The following is a 19,407-nucleotide window of genomic DNA, read 5'->3' as shown; positions in this document are numbered from 1 at the left end:
GACGGCGTCCGGGATGCCGCCGTCCGAACCGGTGATCCGATCGCGGCCCGGGCAATGTCGGGGAAGGCGGCCAGGGGGTCGACGACGTGATCGAGGCCATGCTGGTGAAGTCGCCGAAGGACTACGAGAAGCTGAACCCGCATATGGTCCACGGCGCGTTCCATGGCGGCGATCGCGGCATCGCCCAGTCCGGCGGCCTGCGCCCGGCTCCCGGCTGGGGCTCGCACCGGATGCCGATCGCGGGCCTCTTCCAGGCCGGAGTGACCGCCCACCCGGGCGGCTCCATCACCGGCGTGCCCGGCAGCAACGCCCCGATGGTCTTGCTTCACGACCTTGGCCATGACCCCGCCGAGGTGCTAAGCCCCAGCTGACCGCCAAGTGTGACCTGGGTCTTTCGGCTCACGCGGCGAGCTCAGCCAGGGTCCGGGCGAAGCCGCGCAGGTCGAGTGCCGACCGGCCGAGGAACAGGCCGTCGACCCCCGGCAGCCGCTTGAACAGCCCCGGACCGGCGCTGCCGCCGTAGATGATTCGCGCCTTGCCCGCCCGCGCGCGGATGTCCGCGAGCACGGCGAGCACATGGCCGGGATCGGCGGGCTCAGCCGCGCCGATCGCCCACACCGGCTCGTAGGCCACGATCACGGTCGCGTTGCCGGTGGCGGCAACCACCGGCGCGAGCTGTCTGGCGCAGGCTCGCGCGGCCTCCGCAGGTCCGCACCGCCCGGGTTCTCCGATGCACACGATCGGGACCAGCCCGGCCGCCACCGCTGCCGCGGCCTTGCGCGCGACCATTGCATCGTCCTCGCCGAAGTGCCTGCGGCGCTCCGCGTGGCCGACCTCCACGTAGGAGCAGCCGAGTTCCCGCAGCACGGCGGGGGACACCTCGCCGGTAAACGGGCCGGCGTCCGCCCAGCAGCAGTCCTGCGCGCCATAGCGGATCGCCGTGCCCGCCAGTGCCTGCGCGGCCGCGGGCAGCGCGGTGAAAGACGGCAGCACCGCCACTTCCACCGAGCCGGTCCGCAGCCGCGCCACGCCGTCGAGCCACCGGATCGTCTCCGCGTGCGACAGGTACATCTTCAGGCTGACCCCGAGGAACTCAGTCAATGATCAGCCCGCCGTTGACGTTATAAGTGGCACCCGTGATGTAGCCGGCATCCTGCCCGCACAGGAACGCGATGACGGCGGCGACATCCTCCACGGTCCCGACCCGGTCCACGACCAGGTCGCGCACGAGGTCGGCCTTGCGCTGCTCGGTGAGCGTGCCGCCCATAATGTCGGTGTCGACCGGGCCGGGCGACACCGCGTTGACCGTCACCCCGAACTCTCCGACCTCTCGCGCCAGTGCCCGGGTCAGGCCGAGCACCGCTGCCTTCGCGGCCGAGTAGGGCACCTTGCTGTATGTGCCGCCGCCGCGTTGCGCCGAGGCAGACGACACGCTCACGACCCGGCCCACGCCGAGCGCCACAAGCGCTGGCACGACCCGGCGGGTGACCAGGTACACGCCGCGGCTGTTGATGGCGAAGACCCGGTCCCACTCGGCCGTGGTCAGCTCGAGGAACGGGACAGGCGAGCTGATGCCGGCCACGTTCACGAGGCCCGCGAGCTGCGGGAGCTGCTCCTCCACCTGATCGATCGCGAGGTTGACCGACCGCTCGTCAGCAATGTCGCACGCCAGTCCCAGGCACTGATGGCCGGACTGCGCCGACAGCTCCGCGGCGACCTTGGCCGCCGCCTCGCCATCCAGGTCAAGCACCGCGACGGACCACCCCGACTCAGTCAGCCGTCGCGCGGTCGCGCGGCCGATCCCCCGCGCCGAGGCAGCACCCGTCACTACGGCGGTGCGGGCCTCGGGCAGCCTGCGCGCGCTGCTCATGACTTGATTCCCTCCGCTGTGGCTTGTGCCTCGTAGGCGCTGACGGCGGCGACCTTCTTGGCGGACGACGAGTTCGGGTCGAAGGTGTAGCCGAGCCACTCCCTTGCCAGCCGGCGCGCTAGTTCCAGGCCCACCACGCGCTGGCCGAACGTCAGCACCTGCGCGTCGTTGCTGAGCACCGCGCGCTCCACGGAGAAGCTGTCATGGGCGGTGACGGCCCGGATGCCGGGCACCTTGTTGGCACTGATCGCCATGCCGAGCCCGGTGCCGCAGATCAGCAGTGCCCGGTCGGCGCGGCCCTCGGCCACCATCCTGGCGGCGGCCACGCCGATGTGCGGATAGTCGGTCGCGTCGTCGGCGCTGACGCCGATGTCGATAACCTCCGTGACCCGAGGGTCGGCCGCCAGGTCGGCCCGCAGCACTTCCTTGTAGGTGTAGCCGGCTTCGTCGGCACCGATCACGATCCTCAGCATGGATTCTCCTTCAGAACGGTGGCGATCGCATCGATGCAGAGCGCGAGCGAGACGGCGCCCGGGTCGGGGTTGCCGAGGCTGCGCTCAGCGAGCGGCCTCGCCCGTCCGCGGCGCGGGCGCAGCGCGGCCGTTGCCTGGGCGGCGTCCCGCGCGACGACGGCGGCCTGCCGCAGCGCCGCGGACGGCCGGGCGCCGGCCGTGATCGAGTCGGTGAACTGGGCGCGGAATGGCAGCAGGACGTCGATCATGGTCTTGTCGCCCGCGTTCGCGCCGCCGAGTTCCTGAACGGCGGCCGCCGCGGCGTGTACCGCGCGCACCAGGGTCGCGCCGTCCGGCACGGTTGCGTCGTCCAGGCACGCGCCGCAGGCAAGCAGCCCGGCGCCCCAGAGCGCGCCCGATGTGCCGCCCGCCGCGTCGGCCCACCCGGAGGCGGCAGCGAGCAGGGTCGTGCGGGCGCCGCCCCCCTGTTCGACCGCCCGCGCCGCCGCCGCAAGCGCGGCGCCGCAGCCGCGGGTCATGCCCCGCCCGTGGTCGCCGTCGCCCGCGATCGCGTCGAGCCTGCCGAGTGCCTCCTCGGCGGTGTGCAGCGCGGCGGCCATCGCCGCGAAGCCGTCGCGGATTGCCGCCGCCGCGCTCTTGGACGCGATGCTGGCTGGAGTCACGGGCACGGTCTCCTGGTCCGCCGGCCGGCCGGACTGGCCGGGCTGCGCAGTGGGCGGGTCGACCCGGCGGAACGCGGGAGTGTCTGCCGGCGCATTCCACAGGCGGGCCAGCTCGTCGTCCAGCCAGCAGACCGAAAGCGAACAGCCTGCCATGTCGAGGCTTGTCACCTGCTCGCCCACCTCGGGCCTGACCGGCCGCAGGCCCGCGGCCGTGAGCAGCCGGGCCACGCTGCGCCACAGCACGAACAGCTCCTCGTGCTTTGTCGCGCCAAGCCCGTTGAGCACCACGGCGACATCGGATTGCGCGCCGGGCGGCCGCTCACGCAGGATCTCGCCGACGAGCAGGCGGGCCAGCTCGTCCGCCGGGGGCACGGGCGCGGTCCTGATGCCTGGCTCGCCGTGAATGCCAAGTCCCACGCCCATCTCGCCGTTGGCCACAGTGAACAGCGGCTCAGCGGCACCGGGAAGCGTGCAGCCGGTGAACGCCACGCCGAGCGACCTGGTTCTTTCGTTGGCCCGGCGGGTCAGATCCGCCACCCTGTCGAGGGGCAGCCCCGCCTCGGCCGCCGCGCCGGCCACCTTGTAAACGATCAGGCTGCCGGCGATACCGCGGCGGCTCGCTGCCTCGTCCGGCGAGGCGCTGGCCACGTCGTCGGTAACAGGCACCACCGCCACGTCCACGCCCGCCAGCCGCAAACGCTGGGCGGCGAGCGTGAAGTTGAGCACGTCGCCCGTGTAGTTGCCGAACACGAACAGGACGCCGCCGCCCCGGTCGGCAGCGCGCGCCACGTCCACAATCTGCCGGGCAGACGGCGAGGCGAACAGGTCGCCCACCGCGGCCGCGTCGGCGAGACCCGGCCCGACCAGGCCCGCGAACGCCGGGTAGTGGCCGGAACCGCCGCCGGTCACGACCGCGACCTTGCCCGCGGGCGGCGTCACGGCGCGCAGTACGCCGCCTGGCGTAGCACGCACCCGTTCCTTGTGAACGTCCGCGAAGCCTTCGAGCATCTCGGCGGCAAACGCCGCCGGCGCGTTGCAGACGTATGTCATGCGCTGCTCCCGACGAGCAGGGTCTGCAGGTAGTCCCGGTTCCGCGCCGCGACGGCGAGTCCGTCGCCGCCGTAGTGCTCGGCGCAGAACGCGCCGGTGTAGCCGAGCCCGATGGCCTGCGCGATGGCCGACCGGTAATTGATCACGCCGAACTCCATCGGAGCCGGGTGGGTGAGAACAATGCCTGACGCGGGATCCTCGCTGCGGTAGTAGTTCTTGACGTGCCAGTAGTTGGTGTACGGCAGGGTCTTGTCCAGCATCGACTGCCAGTGCTCGACCGGGCGCTGCAGCCGCACCAGGTTGCCCAGGTCCGGGTTGAGCCCCACGTTCGGCAGGCCGATGTCGGTGACGAGCCGTACTGCGCTATCCGCGGTGCCGAGATAGGTGTCCTCGTACATTTCCAGCGACAGGTTGAGGCCGAGATCCGCCGCATGCCGGCCGAGATCCCGGAACCGGGCCACCGCCAGCTCCCAGGTGTCCTGGTCGTCGGGGTCGCTTGCCCCGGGCACCGTCCAGAACCACAGCACCTCACGCTGCCGATCGGTGAGCGCCTGGAAGAGCCCGACCGACACCGTCGTCGCGCCGAACTCGGGCGCCGCCTCAAGCACCCGGTGGCAGTAGGCCAGGTTCTCCTCGCCGTGCGCGGGGTCGATCACGCTGCGCCTGGCAGTGGAGATGGCGGGCATGGTCAGGCCGAGGCCGGCCAGGACATCATGCAGTTCCTTGCGCCTGGCCGCCGTCAGGTCCCCGACACGCAGCCACGAGTCGGTCGGGTCGACGTGCCGGAAGCCGAGTGCCGCCACCTCGGACAGCGAGTAGTGCCAGCGTTCCGCGGGCGCGTCCTGCACCAGGGTTCCATCGGGTAGCACCGACGGGAACGGCAGCATCGCCGCGGCGATCGTCCAATCGTCAGGCATGAGTCACCTCACTGGCCGGTCGCATGGCCAGCGAGCACGCCAGGTCGAAGGCGTGCCGCAGGGACGAGACGTCGGCCCGCCCCTGGCCGGCGATGTCGAAGGCCGTGCCGTGCGCGCAGGTGGTGATCGGGATCGGCAGGCCACCCTGGATGCTGACCCCGCGGTCGAATCCCATCAGCTTCATCGCGATCTGCCCCTGGTCGTGGAACATCGTGACCACGCCGTCGTACTGGCCGGCGCGCACCTTCAGGAAGATCGTGTCGGCGGGAAATGGCCCGTCGACCCGCTCGACATAGGCGCGAGCCTGTTCGATCGCGGGGCTGATCGTGTCGATTTCCTCCATGCCGAGCAGCCCTCCCTCGCCCGCGTGCGGGTTATATGCGCAGACCGCGATGCGCGGCGCCGGCCGTCCGGAGTCGCGCATCGCGGTGTCAAGCAGCCTGATCGCGGCGACCACCCGGTCCGCCGACACCATCGTGGGTGTGTTCCGCATCGGGATGTGCGAGCTGACCCGGGACGTCCATACCTCGTCGAGTGCGTTGATCTCCGAGATGAAGCCGGTGTAGCCAATGCGGTGCGCGAACCAGTGCAGTTCGTCCTGGTAGGGGTTGCCCCCCACCCGCAGTGCCAACTTGTTCAGCGGCGCGAAGCAGACGGCGTCGGCCTCCCCTCCCACGGCCGCGTCCACCGCGAGGCCGAGCGAATCGAGGGTGTGCCGGCCGGCGGCAACGCTCACTGTCGCCGGGGCCCAGTCGCCGACGATGGGGACGTCGCGGAACCCGGCCGGAGCGGGGTCCGTTCCGGTCAGCGCGCAGGCGCGCTCGAACTCCCGCCGCGACCCCACGACCGTGACATCCGCCTGGCCTGCGATGCCCGGTTCAGCCAGCAGCTTGGCGACCAGTTCTGGTCCGATGCCGCTTGGGTCGCCCATCGTGACGTACACACGCGGCAGCCGGGCCACGATCTCACGCTCCAGTTCTGTGTCAGCTATCGGCACGCCTGGCCTCCAGGTAGGCTCCGTGCCCGTGGTCGTTGAGTGCGGCCAGCGCCAGCGCCAGGTCGCCAGTGGCGATCGCGTCGAGCAGTTGCCGGTGGCGGGCCACGTTGTCAGGCAGCGGCTCATGGCTGGCCTCAGTGTTCACGGCCATGCACAGCTGCAGCTGTGCCTGCAGCGAGCGGTAGACCGCGCTGATCCGGCTGTGCCCGGCCAGGCCCACCAGGCTGAGGTGGAACTGGAAGCCGGCGTCTACCATGCCTGCCCGGCTGTTGTCCTTAGCGCAGGTCTCCATGTCGGCGAGCAGCTGCCGTGGTTCGGCAAGTCCCTCCTCGGACACCGGCATCGCCAGCGTCAGCGCCAGGACTTCGAGTGATTGCCGCAGCGTCAGCAGCTCCCAGATGTCGTGTGCGGTCAGTGACACGACCTGGGCGCCATAGCGAGGCAGCTTGGTGATCAGCCCTTCCTGCTCGAGCAGGCGCATCGCCTCGCGCAGCGGAGGCCGGCTGATGCCGAGTTCCTCGGTGAGCTGTTCCTCCTTCAGGCGCTCACCCGGCTTCAGGTCGCCGCCGAGGATCCTGCGGCGCAGCGAGTCCGCCGCGAGCTCGACAAGGCTCGGCTGCTGCAGACCGTCTCCTGCGTGGTTTCTCACGATGCCTCTCCCGTAGTGGCCGGCTGGCTGGCAGAGCCTTCGCCGCCGAGGTACAGCTCGATGACCTCAGGGTTGCCGAGAAGTTCAGTGGATGGCCTGTTCATCGCTACCTTGCCCTCGACCAGCACAAGGCCTCGCTGCGCGGCCTCAAGCGCCCGTCGCGCGTTCTGCTCGACGATCAGCACTCCCACGCCAGTAGCGGCGACCTGGCGCACCTGCGCCCAGACCCTGTCCACGTACAGCGGGGAAAGTCCCGCGGTGGGTTCGTCGAGCAGGACGAAGGCCGGCTTGGTCATCAGCGCTCTGGCCAGCGCCAGCATGTTGCGCTGACCGCCGCTGAGCTGCTCTGCCTTGCGGCCAAGCGCGGCACGGAGGTCGGGGAAGACCTCCGTCACTTCCTCGATCCTGCGGCGGATCTCCCGGCGCTGCAGATAGCCGCCCATTTCCAGGTTCTCCCGGACGGTGAGGCCGGCGAAGACGTTACTGACCTGCGGGACGTAGCCGAGTCCCCTGGCAACGATCTTCGAGGGCGGCTGACCGGTGAGGGACACCCCGTCAAGCCTGACTGCACCGGAATGCTGTATGCACAGGCCGAAGATCGCTTTGATGAAGGTGGATTTGCCCGCGCCGTTCGGCCCGATCACCGCCACCGTCTCACCCGAGGTGAGCACAGCGGAGACTTCGGTGATGGTGGGAATGGTGCGGTGATAGCCGGCTGTCAGCCGGTCTATCTCAAGAACCGACATTGTCTCCTCCGATGTAGGCGGCCATGACGTCGGAGTCCCTGCGCAGCTCGGCAAGGCGGCCCCGCTTGAGCATGGTCCCCGCGGCCATAACGATCACGTCGTCGCACAGCTCTTCGATCACCGACAGGTTGTGCTCGACGATCAGGACGGTCAGCCCCTGCTCGTTGACACGCCGGATGTGCTCAAGCAACCGGTCCCGCAGCGCCGGATTGACTCCGGCGGTCGGCTCGTCCATCAGCAGCAGCCGCGGCTCCGCCATGACCGCCCGCGCGATTTCAAGCAGCTTCTTCTGTCCCCCGCTGAGCGAGGCAGCGAGGTCGTTCCGCTTGTCGTACAGGTTGAAGGTGGCGAGCACTTCCCGAGCCTGCTCCTGAATGCCGCGCTCCTGTGCGCGGGCCCCCTTACCGCCGAACAGGCTCCACATCAGCGACTCGCCGCGCTGGCCGTACGGCGCCAGGCAGACGTTCTCCATCACCGTCAGCCTGCCCAGTTCCCTGGCCAGCTGGAAGGTGCGGGCGATCCCGGTGCGCGCCAGTTCGTGCGGGCGCTTGCGCTGGATCTCGGTCCCGTCGAAGAGGATGCGGCCGGTGTCGGCGCGCAGTTCTCCCGCGATCATGTTCAGCGTCGTCGTCTTGCCCGCCCCGTTGGGGCCGATCATCCCGGTGATGCTGCCAGCCTCCACAGTGAAGGCGCACGAGTTGACCGCCTTCACGCCGCCAAAGGATTTGCTGACACGGTCCAGTTCGAGCAGGCTCACGACCGCGCTCCTTTCAGGAGTCTCGCCAGCCCCTGATCCGCTCTGGCTGGCTGGTCCCTGTCCACCGGCGGCCGCTCCTTGATCAGGCCCTGCGGCATGAACCGCAGCACCAGGATGAGCAGCACGCCGACCACGACAGCGCGCAAGTCCTCGACCAGGCCGGCGTGCCCGAACTCCGGGATGAACCGGGTGGCCTCGGCGAACGCCACCGGCACCACCGCCGCACCGAGCAGCGATCCCCAGTTGTTGCCGATGCCGCCGATGATCATCGCGGCGAACATGATGAAGGTCTCCGGCGGGAGGAACGACTGCGGGTTGAACGCCGTCGCGTACATCACGAGCAGGCTGCCGCCTACCCCGGCCACGAAGCAGCCGAGCGCGAACGTCATGACGCGCAACCGGAACACGTCACGTCCGAATGCGGCCACCACGCCCTCGTCGTCTCTGATCGCGCGCAGTACCCGGCCAAGCGGCGACCGCCGGATCCGTTCCACCGCAGTGAATACGACCACCAGGAAGATCAGGCAGATTCCGGAGAAGAAGAGCATCTGCGCATTCGGGCCCAGGTTCTGCGGGACCGGGGTGGAGATGCCGAACAAGCCGTTCCAGCCGTCGAACAGGTTGGCCTGGTTCCCGACGACCGTGTAGATGACGTAGCCGGCGCCGACGGTCACGATGGCCAGGTAGTCGCTGCGCAGCCGCTGCAGGGCGGCGAAGCTGATGAGCACGCCGAGTATCGCCGCTGCACAGCCTGCTAGCAGCGTGGTAAGCGGGAATGGCAGGTTAGCGCCGAGGATGTACGTGATGCCCGTGCTCGGATCGGCCGGCGGGAGGCTGAGCACTGCCGAGATGTACGCGCCGAAGGCGACGAACGTGAAATAGGTGAGGTTGAGTATGCCGGTCTGCCCGACTTGCAGGTTGAGGCCGAGCACGAGGATCCCGTAAATGAAAACCAGCGGGATCAGGGATACAAGGTATTGCACTGTCAGGCCTTTCCCTTGGCCGCGAAAATGCCGCTGGGACGGATAAGCAAAATCAGGATCATAATCACGAATGCGGCGGCGTCGGCGTAGGCCGCGCCGACGTACGGGGACGCGATCTCGGTGCTCATCCCGATGATCAGCGCCCCGAGCATCGCCCCGTAGATCCGGCCGATGCCGCCGAGGATGACGCCGGCGAACACCAAGAACAGGAACTGAGTGCCGAGCAGCGGGGTGAAGGATGAGGTGTTGATGGCGAGCACCACCCCGGCGATCCCGACGAGCAGCCCGGACAGCAGCCAGGTCAGGTCCGTGACCCGTGTGGTGTTGATGCCGCTGACCTCGGCGAGGTCCTTGTTGTCCGACATTGCCCGCATCGTCTTGCCGATGATGGTATAGCGCAGCAACGCGTGCACGCCGGCCAGCGCAAGCGCTGCGATCGCGATGATCAGGATCTGCTGCAGGGTGAGCTGGAACGGCCCGATGTGCAGCGGGGACTGCACGTTGAGCTGGTACGTCTGGAAGCCTGAGCCCCAGATAGCGGAAATGGTGCCCTGCAGCGCCAGGGACACCCCGACGGACACGATCAGCAGGGTCACGTTGCGGGACCGCTGGCGAACGAACGAGCGAAAGACGACCCGGTAGATCAGCAGCGAAAGCAGTGCCATGGCCAGGCCACTCACCGCTGCTGCGCCGACGATCGGCAGGTGCTTGTGCACCGCGAAGAGCGCCAGGTAGGCGCCCATGGTGGCGTAGTCGCCATAGGCGAAATTCACGAAGTTGGTGACGCTGAACTGCAAGGACATGCCAACGCCGGCCAGTGCGAGTATGGACGCGGTGACGAGTCCGAATCCCGCTGACAGGAGGATGGTGTGCATAGGCTGGCTCCTTTCTGGGTGTTGCCCCCTGCCCGTGCGGGCAGGGGCAACGGACATCAGTACTGCTTGGCGTCGAGTGCGAGGACGTCCGCGATAATGCCGGTCGCGGTCCAGCGGGACACGACCATCGGCCCCGCGACGTTGTGCCACTGGTCGAAAACGTCCGTGCTCGCGACCCCGGAGTACTTGATCGTCTTGCCGGCCTTCAGCGCCGCCAGCCCGTCGGCGTACGTGTAGACGGTGACGGCTCCCGGCGACTGGGTCGTCACCTCAAGCACCGCCTTGGCGATCGCGGGGCCGCTGGTGCTCCCGGCCTTGTCGATGGCCAGCGCCAGGATGTTGGTGGCGTCGTAGCTTTCCGGTGCGAAGGTGAGGAACTGGCTGCTGCCGGTCTTCTTCTTGTAGGCGGCGGTGAACGCGGCGAGCGCGCGGCTGTGCTCGACGCTGCCGTGCGCGAAGAAGAAGTTCGTCGTGGCTAGCGTCGGGCCGAGCGCCTTGAAGACGTCCTGGCTCATCTCGGTATCCGTGCCCACCCAGGTGGTCTTCGTGTTGAAGCCGAGCTCGGCGGCTTCGTGGAAGAAGGTCCCTGCCGTCTGCGGGTCCTGCTGGAAGAAGACCACGTCGGGCTTGGCGGCCATCAGCTGCTGAATGTTGCTTCGGTAGGAACTCGCGGCCGGGACCAGGTTGACGGAGGCGACCACGGTTCCGCCCTTGGCGAGGAACTCATTCTTGATCGGGTCCACCAGGGTCTGCGCCGCTGTGGAGGTGGTGAAGGCGAAGGCGGCTCGCTTGAAGCCCTTGATCCTGGCGAATGCGGCCATCGCCTTGCCGAGGGTCGCATCGCCGACTGTGGTGCGGAAGTAGTAAGGGTTGGTCTCATGGTCCAAGGCCGTCGTGCCGCCCTGGAGAAACATCGGGATATGGTTCTGCGCGGTGATCGGCAGCAGTGCCGGCCCCTCGTTGGAGGTGGGGCCGACGACGGCCGTGATCTGGTTGGCGGAGATGAGCTTCCTGAAGGCGGGGATCGCGTCGACAGGGTCGCCGACGGTGTCGCCAGTGGACAGTGAGAGCGGCCGGCCGAGCACGCCGCCGTCCGCGTTGATCACGGCGATCGCGGTGCGCACACCGCTTTCCATGTCTGGGCCAAGGTAGGACTGCTGGCCGGTATAGTCGGCCATCAACCCGATCTGGATGGCGCCGCTGCCCGTCGAGTTACCCCCGGATGACGACGAGGAGGCGCAGGCGACAGAGCCAGCGAGCACCGCAGCGGAAAGCCCGATAAGGGCAGTAATGCGACGATTCGGCATCGAACCTCCGGACGGACGTAAGACTTGTAACCTGCTGCTAACGCCAGGCTTACGACTATTGTCTACAAAAGACAGTAGTCGTCAATAGTTACGCGACAGTAGGAAAAAGCCGGGCTAACGGTGCAGGTGGTGGCCCGCGTGGCCCGCCTCGACCAGGTCGCCGCCACGCTCGCGTAATCCGGCACGCCGAGTCAGAAGATCCTCCACCGTCATGGGGCAGATCTACGTGCGGCGTTGGCGCTGCCAGGGATGAGCTGACCGTCGGGCATGTCGATGCGGCGCGTGCAGGCGGCGGGGACGTGATCGTCGTGGCTGATGACGACAAGGGTGGCGCCCTGCCGGTTCATTTCGCGCATCCGGTCGAGGATCAGCCGCCTGGTCGCTGAATCCAGGTTTCCCGTGGGCTCGTCGGCGAAGACGATGGCCTGGCGGCCCACCGTGGCGCGGGCGATCGCGACCCGATGGCGCTTGCTGCCGGACAGCTTCGTCGCCTGGTGGCCAACCCGGTGCCCGAGCCCCACCCGGGCCAGCGCCCCGCGCGCGGCACGCCGCTCGCGCGACGCACGCTGGGCTACGGTCCCAGGATCCAGCCGGCTGAGCCGCGGTTCACGCACGGGTAGGCGGACACGGTTACACCGGGCCCTCAACCTTTACGTTCATACTCCGCCGGGCAAAATCCGTCTTATGCGGATCACCGCTTGACTCGGGCGGGGGAAGGGGGCAGCTCTTCAGGCTGCTGACACCAGCCTGTCCGCCTCTAAAGTCTGCGTGGTCGGCGATCCTTACGGCGGCGTGTCACTGGCCCGCAGCGGCTCGAGCTTGCCAGCGAATCAGCGACAGATGATCCATCCTGATCAGGCGGACGGGTGCTGGTGACCCCGGCCTCGACGGGGAACTACTCGGCCAGGCGGCGGTCCGCGGGAGCAGGGAGGTCCTCGTGCCGGCGGCTACCGGCTACGATCAGCGTCGTGACTGACGAGCCTCCGTATCCGGCTGCCGGTACCCCGGCTCCAGGAGGATGCGGCTGCGGTACGCGGGGAGGTGCGGGGCGGACCTGCCGGCGCACGCGGAGGCGGTCTACGAACGCGCCACCAAGACGATCCGCCGCATCACCTGCGCGGGCGCCGCCGGCCCAGGCGTCGCCGGGTCATCGGCTCGCCGTGAGTACGAGCGGCGCAAAGCCAAAGACGAACAGCGGCTCCGGGAGAAGTGGGGACGGTTCGGCGGCCTCGCGGTGGTGCTGTCCGGTGAGCGGCGAAGCACGACGGCCTGGGCGCGCGGCGCAGCCGCGGAGGAGCAGCCAAGGACACGCGAGCACGGTCAGGCACACCCAAAATCTCTCCTTGCAGGTCTGGCCGATACAGGTAAGGCGGATATCGCGTTCTCCCGGCTCCGGTTAAACAGCGTCCGGACGAGGACCTGTAACGGACTGTGTGCGTCTGCAGGACACTCAGCCTCGGCCTGGCGACCTTGGGACCCGGCAATGAGCCGCACTGGCGGTTAGACTGGAGGCATGACAGCGTGGGAGCGGTTGCAGCTGCTCGTCGGCGGGTTCGGCGAGGAGCAAGCCGAGCGTGCCCTGGAACTCCTCAGCCCGCTCATCGGCGCGGACGCACGGCCAGGCCAGCAGGTACGCCAGCTTCCCGCGTTCGTCGGGATCGGCGACAGCGGGCGCAGCGACATCTCCGAGCATGTCGATGACCTGCTCGCCGGGGGCTTCGGCGAGTAGCCTCACTTCGCGTGATCCTCGTTGACACGAATGTCCTGTACGCCCTCGCCGACCGCAGGGACAAGCATCATGCGCGGTGCGCGGACTGGCTCCGGCGCACGCCCGGCGTCCTCATGGTCCCCGCGACGGTGCTTGCCGAGACCTGCTACCTCATCGACAGGACACTCGGGCCGGCAGCCGAGGCCGCCTTCCTGGACAGCGTGGGCACGGGGCCTGACTACACCTTCCAGCTAGTGGAACTCGTCGATTCCGACCTCCGGCGCATGTCACGGCTTGTGCGCCAGTACGCCGACCTCCGTCTCGGCGGCACCGACGCGTCGGTGGTCGCCATCTGCGAGCGACTCGGGATCGTCACCGTCGCGACAGTGAACCTGCGGGACTTCGCTGCTGTCCGGCCACGCCACATTCCCGCGTTCATTACCGTTCCCGGACTTAATTAACACTTCTGCCCGATTCGGCACCGCTCGCCTCGCAGGCCGCCCGACTCGGACCCCGGCCAACCCGCCCGGCCCGGGAAGCTGCGTGGAACGCGAAATGCCTGGCGCCTGCGGGCACCGGCCGTTACGCTCAGACCATGGAAATTTCCCCGAATCGGGGAAATTTCCCGCGTTCCCGGGTTCAAGTCCCCCCTCGGACACATTGGCATAGTCCCCTGACCTGCCGATACGCCTATGGGCCAGATTCCGGGGAGCGTTCGAGCACCTAGTTTCCGCACCCAGGACCGTGGGGGTTTAACTCGGCCTCAGATCTCGGAACGGTAAACGCTTGGCCGTGTGATCAAGTGGCCGACAGCCAACCGGATCAAGTGTCGGGACCGGGGCGATCGTCATACTAGGTGGCGGTGAGGACGCCACTGAGCGCCACAGGCTTAGACGTTGCGGGTTGCAAGAGTGCTTGCTAGAAACGGGTGTGCTATTCAAGCGAGTCTGCGGCATGCCTGAGCAGCAGGTCCAGCCGATCCCGCTGGCTGAGCTTCCTCATGTCCGACCTGAGCTGGCTGCCCATCTCACGGAGCAGCTCAGCCAGCGGCGCCAGATCGTTCACGTGACGAAGGATGAGCTTGCCCCCGTTTCCCGGACACCTGACCTGAGATGGCCTCGGCCATCAGGAAGGATGTCCCCATGCCCGCACCGCACCCTCCGGAGTTCCGCCAGCGCGCCGTCGAGCTCGCCCGCCAGGGCACCGCACCGATCGCCAAGACCGCGAAAGACCTCGGCATCAGCGAATCGTGCCTGCGGAACTGGCTCGCCCAGGCCGACGCCGACGAAAGCAGCAGCCCGCTAAAGCCAACCAGCGCGGAAAAGAAAGAGATCGCAGAGCTGCGCCGGAAAAACCGGCAGCTTGAGATGGAAAACGACATCCTCAAGCGCGCCGCCGCTTACTTTGCCAGGGAAAGCGTCCTCCCAAAGTAACCTTCCGGCTGGTCCGAGAGCTGGCCGATACCGGAATCCCGGTCGCGGCGGCCTGCCGGGTACTGAACGTGTCCACGTCCGGCTATTACGAATGGCTCGGAAAGCCGGAATCGCCGAGAAACGCGAGGAACAGGGAGCTTGCGAAGATGATCGCGGCGGTTCACGAGGAATCGCGCGGCACTTACGGGTGGCCGCGGGTGCACGCCGAGCTGGTCCTGGGCCTGGGCGAGACGGTGAACCGCAAGCGGGTCGCCCGGCTGATGCGCGAAGCCGGCCTGCAGGGCGTCCACCGGCGCAAAGGCCGGAAGAACCTGGTCAACGCCGCGACCGAGGAAGACCTGGTGCACCGGCAGTTCGCGGTCGCCGAGCTCGACCAGCTCTGGCTGACCGACATCACCGAGCACCCGACAGCCGAGGGAAAGGTGTACTGCGCGGCGGTCATGGACGCCTGCTCGCGACGGATCATCGGCTGGTCAATTGACGTCAGCCAGAAATCGGAGCTGGTCATCGACGCGATCGGCATGGCTATCCTCCGGCGCCGCCCGGAGTCAAGCAAAACGATCCTGCATTCCGACCACGGAACGCAGTACACGTCCTGGGCTTTCGGGAAAAGGCTCCGCGACGCGGGGCTGCTCGGCTCGATGGGAACGGTCGGGGACTGCTACGACAACTCGATGATGGAATCGTTCTGGGGCACCATGCAGATAGAACTTCTTGACCGGAAGGCATGGAAATCCAGGAAAGAGCTAGCGAACGCGATATTCGAATGGATAGAATGCTGGTATAACCCCGCGCGAAGGCATTCCAGCCTCGGGATGCTCAGCCCAGCCGACTTCGAGACACGACTCAGGCCGCCAGACCACGGCGCCTGACCCCACACCCGAAGTGTCCGGCGAACGGGGGCAAGGTCAGGACGCTCCGGCGAGGCCGTTCGGCCCTTCTCGACAGCGTCGAACGGGTCGAACACCCGCGCAGGGTCTTCGTCCAGGCGCGACCGAGGCACAACAATGGGGTTACAAGTCACCCCTCCCCGAAACGACAGGCAAGCCAGCATCGTCCTGATCAGGGGCACTGTGAGCGACTGGCAGTCCCGGATCTGGAGCATCCATGGGTACGCTGCGCGCTTCGGGGTGATCAGAGTCACCGCCCAGCAGATGTGGGGCGATGGAGAAGCGGAAGCCGAGTACGATATCCAAGTGAACTGTGACTTATGCGGCAAACGGCTCCGAGTCGGCAGCAGGTGGGGCGTGTGCGAGCAAACGCCCGAGTGCAGGCGGGAACATCGGAGGCCGCCGGCGCGCTGACCTAGCGGCGCGGGACTTCGACCTCTACGGCTGGCGGTGTGCCTGCTGCGGTTCGGGGGACGTGGCGATGGCTCAGGCACACCGCGAGAAGCTGTTCGGCCGGATGCCGAGACGTGTGGCATGTACCGCTGGCTTCGGGACAATGGCTTCCCCGGGGGATTCCAGATCTTGTGCCTGTCCTGCAACGACTCCAAGGGCACGGGCGAACGGTGCACGTTCGCGCATATCGACGGCAAGCAGCGCTGCTATGCCTGTAACGAGATCAAGCTGCTGGAGAAGGAGTTCGGCACTGACCGAACTGCCCGTGACGGGCACGCTCGCGCTGCAAGATGTGCGACGCCGCAGCTAGAGCAATGAGGAGGATCGCTAAATGCCGAAGAGTGACATGATCGGGACCGAGGGCGAGATCACCGCCATTTACCGGGGCGGGGTGCGCCATGCCGAGGGCTGACTTCATCGAGACCGAGGGCACGGTCATCCGGATGCGCGGGCACGGCTTCTACACCGTGGCACTCGCGAACGGCCACGAGGTCCTCGCGCGGATGTCGGGGCGGATGTCGAAAAACCACATCCGCGTAATCCAGGACGATCGCGTACTGCTGGCGATCAGCCCGGCGGACTGGTCGCAGGGGCGCATCGTTTACCGCTTTAAGTGATCCGGCGTTACGACTTCTGACTAGCGGGCCGGGGCGTCAGTAGGGCCGGCCAGGGCTCGCGGACTGCAGTCGATAGGCTCTCCAACGGGCAGGCGCTGGTATCCCGACGGGCCATTCACTACGGTCATCAGGATCGCGACGACGTACCTGCACCCCGAAGCTGACGACCTCGAGTCACTCCAGCAGCTCGCGAAACGCGCAGACCGCCCGGAGATGGGCACCTTCAAGTCCGAACTTCGCCAGGCCATCATCCAGCCGGACCAGGTGCCTCGAGACGAGATCTCCAACCACGTCCAGTACGACGACGGCAGCCCCGAGAAGTTCCTGCTAAGACTCTGGCGAGACCTCTACGGCGATGAGCCGATCGGCGCATCCGGGTAGATCAAAACACCCGTGTCCCCGGGCCTGCGCACTCCGGTTCAGAGAGCAGTAGATCAGTATTATTCGAAGATTCGGCGGCGCCTTAGAGGCTTCTACGTTGATGGCTGTACTGATAAATCAGGTCAAGCACTGCAGAGCTAGGTCCAGCGAACGAGGGACGGTGAGCGGTCATGACATCAAGTAACACTGGCCGACTGCCTGGGTGGAGCATGGCCGAGCATGTCCCCGTCTCCGAACTCGCCCGCCGCCAGGGCGTCGGCCCGGTCGTCTCGGTCGATGAACTGGCCCGCCCAGACCTCTTCGAGTCCGATGAGGAGCTAGCCGACTTCCTCGTAGACCTGTACGCCGCCCGGCATACTGGGCTGGCGTGAGCTTCATCGTCCTCGACACCGACGTTGCCTCAACCATCCTCCGCGGCCGCCTAGCGGACCCGCTTCGCTCCCGGCTGGCCGGGCACTCCCTGTGCATCACCTTCGTAACCCTCGGCGAACTGACAAAGTGGACCGTTCTCCGCGACTGGGGACCACCACGAGATGTCCACGCCGACCACAGCGCGTACCGGACCACACAAGCGCGCAAAGTGGTAGTAATTGCGCGTTAACACTCCGGCTAGCATGCGCACCGAGAACCGGGGGCCACGTTCGAGCAGTTCGTCCTGCGGATACTGGAGCACGACCCGGAGATCGAGCTGGCTGCAGGGATGTCTTACGGTCCTCACGGCTTCGATTTCGCGGCAAGACGCAACGGCAAGCCACTGCTGGTCGATGCAAAGCAGACAACCCGCAGACAGCCCGGCGCATAGAGCAACTCGGCGACCAGCTGAAATCCGCGGCTGCCCGGTACGCGAAGCTACACCAGGAAGCGGTACCCGAGCTGACCCTCGCCTGCGCAGGGGTGCTGCCGTGCGTACCCGCCAGCCCTGCGCCGGTGACCCGCGTTGGGCGCGGCGGGTCGCTAACGCTGTCCTGATCCTGCGTGTCCTAATGCTGCAGTGCAGGAGGGTGACAGGCGAATCCCTTGAACGGCCTGGCTCCTTCCTCGCATGATTAGTCCCACTGGATAAAAAATGGGTAAGCCCGTCCCCCCCCGGGCGAAATCCACGAATATCCGAGGTAGTTGACCTGAGCGACCGCCACTTAACCGCGAGGTCAGCAAGATGGTGCCGGGGGCCGTCCTGGATCCGGACGGGTCCCGGCACCACAGGCGGAATGCCTCGACGCACCGAATTTGTCGTTCCAGAAATCATGAATGTTCGGCTTCGCCCGCTGGCCTGGCCTAGCCGCCGCTCGACAGGTCAATACCGGGGTCGAGCCAGCCGCGTTCAGACGCGCGTACCCCCGCCTGGAACCGACTCCGCGCCCCGAGTTCGGCCATGAGTTCGGACGCCATCCGCCGCACGGTGCGCACCGATACTCCCAGTTTGCGCGCGACCACCTCGTCGGTGTCACCCTGGGACAGCAGCCTCAGGAGGGCTGCGTCCTGGCGCGTCAGGTTCTGCCTGACGCGGGGTTGCGCTACGCCAAGCGGGGTGGCGTTCTCCCACACCTGCTCGAACAGCGCGTGCATGGCCGCCACGGCCCCTGGACTGCGCAGCAGCGTAATGCCAGCGCGGGTAACGTTGGGGTCAAGCGGAACGACGGCGACGGACCTGTCGACGACGATCAGGCGCAGCGGAAGCACGGGGACGGTGCGGACCTGGCCGCCCAGGACGGTGAGCCACCGTGCGTAGCTGACGGTCGGCGGGTCATTGCGGACGCTGTCGAGGTAGATGGTCCGTATGTTGACGGCCCGGCCAAGCAACTGCTCGTCCAGCGGCTTGCTGGCCTGCAGCGCCTGTGCGGACTGGGCACCGCCGGGCGCGAACGTGAGAACCTCGTACTGCGTCTTATGAGCGAGCTGCTCCAACTGATCACGGATGGCGTCGATGCCGACGAACTCCTCGGCATCTGTCTTCGGCCCGGCTGGGCGTCGGCTCGCCTGCTCGGCGATGACCACTGCCAGTCCGGCGCGGCTCTCCTCAAGTTGAGCCTGCCTGTGCAGCAGTTCTGCCTGCTGACGCGCGAGGAGCGCCTCAAGGCCGATTTCCGGGGCAACCGGCCGGAAGACACCGGGATCCTCTGTGCTTGGCTTCAGCAGGGAGATCATGGCCAGCTCGTCCAGGGACTCCTTGACCACCGTCTCGGAGACGCCGACCTGTTCGGCCAGCGCCGATACCCCGCCGGCCGGATGCTCAAGTATGGCGAGATACACCATCTCTGCCACCGGACTAACTCCAAATGGCTCAAGCACGCGAAGCTTCGCCACCGCAGTACCCCGAATCCCACGTCCCCGGTGAAGGTGGACGGAGCTATCGTCCGCGACTCGTTCTCCAACAAACGGAATAAATAACAACATGTCGCGACATCAAGTATCATTTAGGGCACAGCATAGCAGCGAAGATCGCCGATGCCACGTGCTAGGGATGGTCGGGTAGCCCAGGGTCGGGTAGCCCGGAGGAACTTCCCCTCCGGGTTCCCACAGATCCCGGCGTGACGCTCTCGCGTCACCGGGCTCCTGTCATCCTGTCCGCCAGTACCACGTCACCTGGTGCCAGTGCGAGAACATAGCCGGGTACTGGCTGGTGATTCTCTCCCAGCAAA

General features: G+C 67.3%; 23 protein-coding genes. 8 read left to right on the top strand and 15 right to left on the bottom strand.

Going from position 1 to position 19,407, the window contains the following annotated elements; all coding sequences use genetic code 11:
• The first annotated feature begins 86 nt into the window (after positions 1–86).
• The gene (locus EAS64_RS42545; protein ID WP_145862403.1) at positions 87–371 is read left to right on the top strand and encodes a hypothetical protein; all 285 of its coding nucleotides are present in this window, start codon (positions 87–89) and stop codon (positions 369–371) included.
• Between the two features lie 28 nt (positions 372–399).
• Here EAS64_RS42545 and EAS64_RS42540 read toward each other — a convergent pair whose 3' ends face one another.
• From EAS64_RS42540 to EAS64_RS42480, 13 genes are all read right to left on the bottom strand, one after another.
• Positions 400–1,101, bottom strand: coding sequence for a triose-phosphate isomerase family protein (locus EAS64_RS42540; RefSeq protein ID WP_246116158.1), 702 nt, complete (start codon positions 1,099–1,101; stop codon positions 400–402).
• On the bottom strand, positions 1,094–1,870 hold the full coding sequence (locus EAS64_RS42535; RefSeq protein WP_145862402.1) for an SDR family NAD(P)-dependent oxidoreductase: 777 nt from the start codon (positions 1,868–1,870) through the stop codon (positions 1,094–1,096). Before EAS64_RS42535 ends, EAS64_RS42540 begins: the two co-directional genes overlap by 8 nt.
• Entirely contained in the window at positions 1,867–2,343 is a 477-nt protein-coding gene (locus EAS64_RS42530) for a ribose-5-phosphate isomerase (protein WP_145862401.1), read from the bottom strand. The genes EAS64_RS42535 and EAS64_RS42530 overlap by 4 nt, the downstream gene beginning before the upstream one ends.
• Positions 2,337–4,055: a dihydroxyacetone kinase family protein gene (locus EAS64_RS42525; RefSeq protein ID WP_145862400.1), complete on the bottom strand. Its 1,719-nt coding sequence runs from the start codon at positions 4,053–4,055 to the stop codon at positions 2,337–2,339. Before EAS64_RS42525 ends, EAS64_RS42530 begins: the two co-directional genes overlap by 7 nt.
• On the bottom strand, positions 4,052–4,972 hold the full coding sequence (locus EAS64_RS42520; protein ID WP_145862399.1) for a sugar phosphate isomerase/epimerase family protein: 921 nt from the start codon (positions 4,970–4,972) through the stop codon (positions 4,052–4,054). The genes EAS64_RS42525 and EAS64_RS42520 overlap by 4 nt, the downstream gene beginning before the upstream one ends.
• Entirely contained in the window at positions 4,965–5,969 is a 1,005-nt protein-coding gene (locus EAS64_RS42515) for a 4-hydroxythreonine-4-phosphate dehydrogenase PdxA (protein WP_246116157.1), read from the bottom strand. Before EAS64_RS42515 ends, EAS64_RS42520 begins: the two co-directional genes overlap by 8 nt.
• The gene (locus tag EAS64_RS42510) at positions 5,956–6,618 is read right to left on the bottom strand and encodes a GntR family transcriptional regulator (RefSeq protein ID WP_145862398.1); all 663 of its coding nucleotides are present in this window, start codon (positions 6,616–6,618) and stop codon (positions 5,956–5,958) included. The genes EAS64_RS42515 and EAS64_RS42510 overlap by 14 nt, the downstream gene beginning before the upstream one ends.
• Entirely contained in the window at positions 6,615–7,364 is a 750-nt protein-coding gene (locus EAS64_RS42505; RefSeq protein ID WP_145862397.1) for an ABC transporter ATP-binding protein, read from the bottom strand. The genes EAS64_RS42510 and EAS64_RS42505 overlap by 4 nt, the downstream gene beginning before the upstream one ends.
• Complete coding sequence (locus tag EAS64_RS42500; protein ID WP_145862396.1) at positions 7,351–8,121, bottom strand: ABC transporter ATP-binding protein; 771 nt, start codon at positions 8,119–8,121, stop codon at positions 7,351–7,353. Before EAS64_RS42500 ends, EAS64_RS42505 begins: the two co-directional genes overlap by 14 nt.
• The gene (locus tag EAS64_RS42495) at positions 8,118–9,104 is read right to left on the bottom strand and encodes a branched-chain amino acid ABC transporter permease (protein ID WP_187366573.1); all 987 of its coding nucleotides are present in this window, start codon (positions 9,102–9,104) and stop codon (positions 8,118–8,120) included. Before EAS64_RS42495 ends, EAS64_RS42500 begins: the two co-directional genes overlap by 4 nt.
• 2 nt (positions 9,105–9,106) lie before the next feature.
• Positions 9,107–9,979: a branched-chain amino acid ABC transporter permease gene (locus EAS64_RS42490; RefSeq protein ID WP_187366572.1), complete on the bottom strand. Its 873-nt coding sequence runs from the start codon at positions 9,977–9,979 to the stop codon at positions 9,107–9,109.
• A gap of 56 nt (positions 9,980–10,035) precedes the next feature.
• The gene (locus EAS64_RS42485) at positions 10,036–11,286 is read right to left on the bottom strand and encodes an ABC transporter substrate-binding protein (RefSeq protein ID WP_145862393.1); all 1,251 of its coding nucleotides are present in this window, start codon (positions 11,284–11,286) and stop codon (positions 10,036–10,038) included.
• 209 nt (positions 11,287–11,495) lie between these two features.
• Positions 11,496–11,900 (bottom strand): ATP-binding cassette domain-containing protein, encoded by a 405-nt coding sequence (locus EAS64_RS42480; RefSeq protein ID WP_222850038.1) that lies wholly within the window; start codon positions 11,898–11,900, stop codon positions 11,496–11,498.
• A gap of 899 nt (positions 11,901–12,799) precedes the next feature.
• Between EAS64_RS42480 and EAS64_RS42475 the strand changes: the two genes are divergently transcribed.
• A complete protein-coding gene (locus tag EAS64_RS42475) occupies positions 12,800–13,015 on the top strand; it encodes a hypothetical protein (protein WP_145862391.1) in 216 nt (71 codons plus the stop codon).
• An 11-nt stretch (positions 13,016–13,026) separates the two neighbouring features.
• Positions 13,027–13,455 carry a type II toxin-antitoxin system VapC family toxin gene (locus EAS64_RS42470; RefSeq protein WP_145862390.1) on the top strand — a complete coding sequence of 143 codons (429 nt, stop codon included), beginning with the start codon at positions 13,027–13,029 and terminating at the stop codon, positions 13,453–13,455.
• 472 nt (positions 13,456–13,927) lie between these two features.
• Here EAS64_RS42470 and EAS64_RS47045 read toward each other — a convergent pair whose 3' ends face one another.
• Positions 13,928–14,059, bottom strand: coding sequence for a hypothetical protein (locus EAS64_RS47045; RefSeq protein ID WP_281283401.1), 132 nt, complete (start codon positions 14,057–14,059; stop codon positions 13,928–13,930).
• A 77-nt stretch (positions 14,060–14,136) separates the two neighbouring features.
• On the opposite strand from EAS64_RS47045, the gene EAS64_RS42465 reads away from it, so the two are divergent.
• The 5 genes from EAS64_RS42465 to EAS64_RS42455 all read left to right on the top strand — a co-directional run bounded on the left by EAS64_RS42465 (position 14,137) and on the right by EAS64_RS42455 (position 17,139).
• Positions 14,137–15,299, top strand: a protein-coding gene (locus tag EAS64_RS42465; protein WP_439333597.1) for an IS3 family transposase whose coding sequence is annotated in 2 segments (ribosomal slippage) — positions 14,137–14,425 and positions 14,425–15,299 — 1,164 coding nt in all. Because the reading frame shifts where the segments join, the coding sequence is not laid out codon by codon here.
• 552 nt (positions 15,300–15,851) lie between these two features.
• Positions 15,852–16,088 (top strand): hypothetical protein, encoded by a 237-nt coding sequence (locus EAS64_RS44315; RefSeq protein ID WP_187366571.1) that lies wholly within the window; start codon positions 15,852–15,854, stop codon positions 16,086–16,088.
• An 80-nt stretch (positions 16,089–16,168) separates the two neighbouring features.
• Positions 16,169–16,387, top strand: coding sequence for a translation initiation factor IF-1 (gene infA, locus EAS64_RS42460; protein ID WP_145862389.1), 219 nt, complete (start codon positions 16,169–16,171; stop codon positions 16,385–16,387).
• Positions 16,388–16,600: 213 nt separating this feature from the next.
• Positions 16,601–16,768 carry a hypothetical protein gene (locus EAS64_RS44310; protein ID WP_187366570.1) on the top strand — a complete coding sequence of 56 codons (168 nt, stop codon included), beginning with the start codon at positions 16,601–16,603 and terminating at the stop codon, positions 16,766–16,768.
• A gap of 209 nt (positions 16,769–16,977) precedes the next feature.
• The gene (locus EAS64_RS42455; RefSeq protein WP_222850037.1) at positions 16,978–17,139 is read left to right on the top strand and encodes a hypothetical protein; all 162 of its coding nucleotides are present in this window, start codon (positions 16,978–16,980) and stop codon (positions 17,137–17,139) included.
• Between the two features lie 904 nt (positions 17,140–18,043).
• Here EAS64_RS42455 and EAS64_RS42445 read toward each other — a convergent pair.
• A complete protein-coding gene (locus EAS64_RS42445) occupies positions 18,044–19,021 on the bottom strand; it encodes a helix-turn-helix transcriptional regulator (protein ID WP_246116159.1) in 978 nt (325 codons plus the stop codon).
• Positions 19,022–19,407: the final 386 nt, after the last annotated feature.

It is taken from the genome of Trebonia kvetii, from assembly GCF_007827045.1.
Taxonomy (GTDB): Bacteria; Actinomycetota; Actinomycetes; order Streptosporangiales; family Streptosporangiaceae; genus Trebonia; species Trebonia kvetii.
Note: the sequence above shows the minus strand (reverse complement) of the source record. Positions and strands in the feature narration are given on the sequence as shown.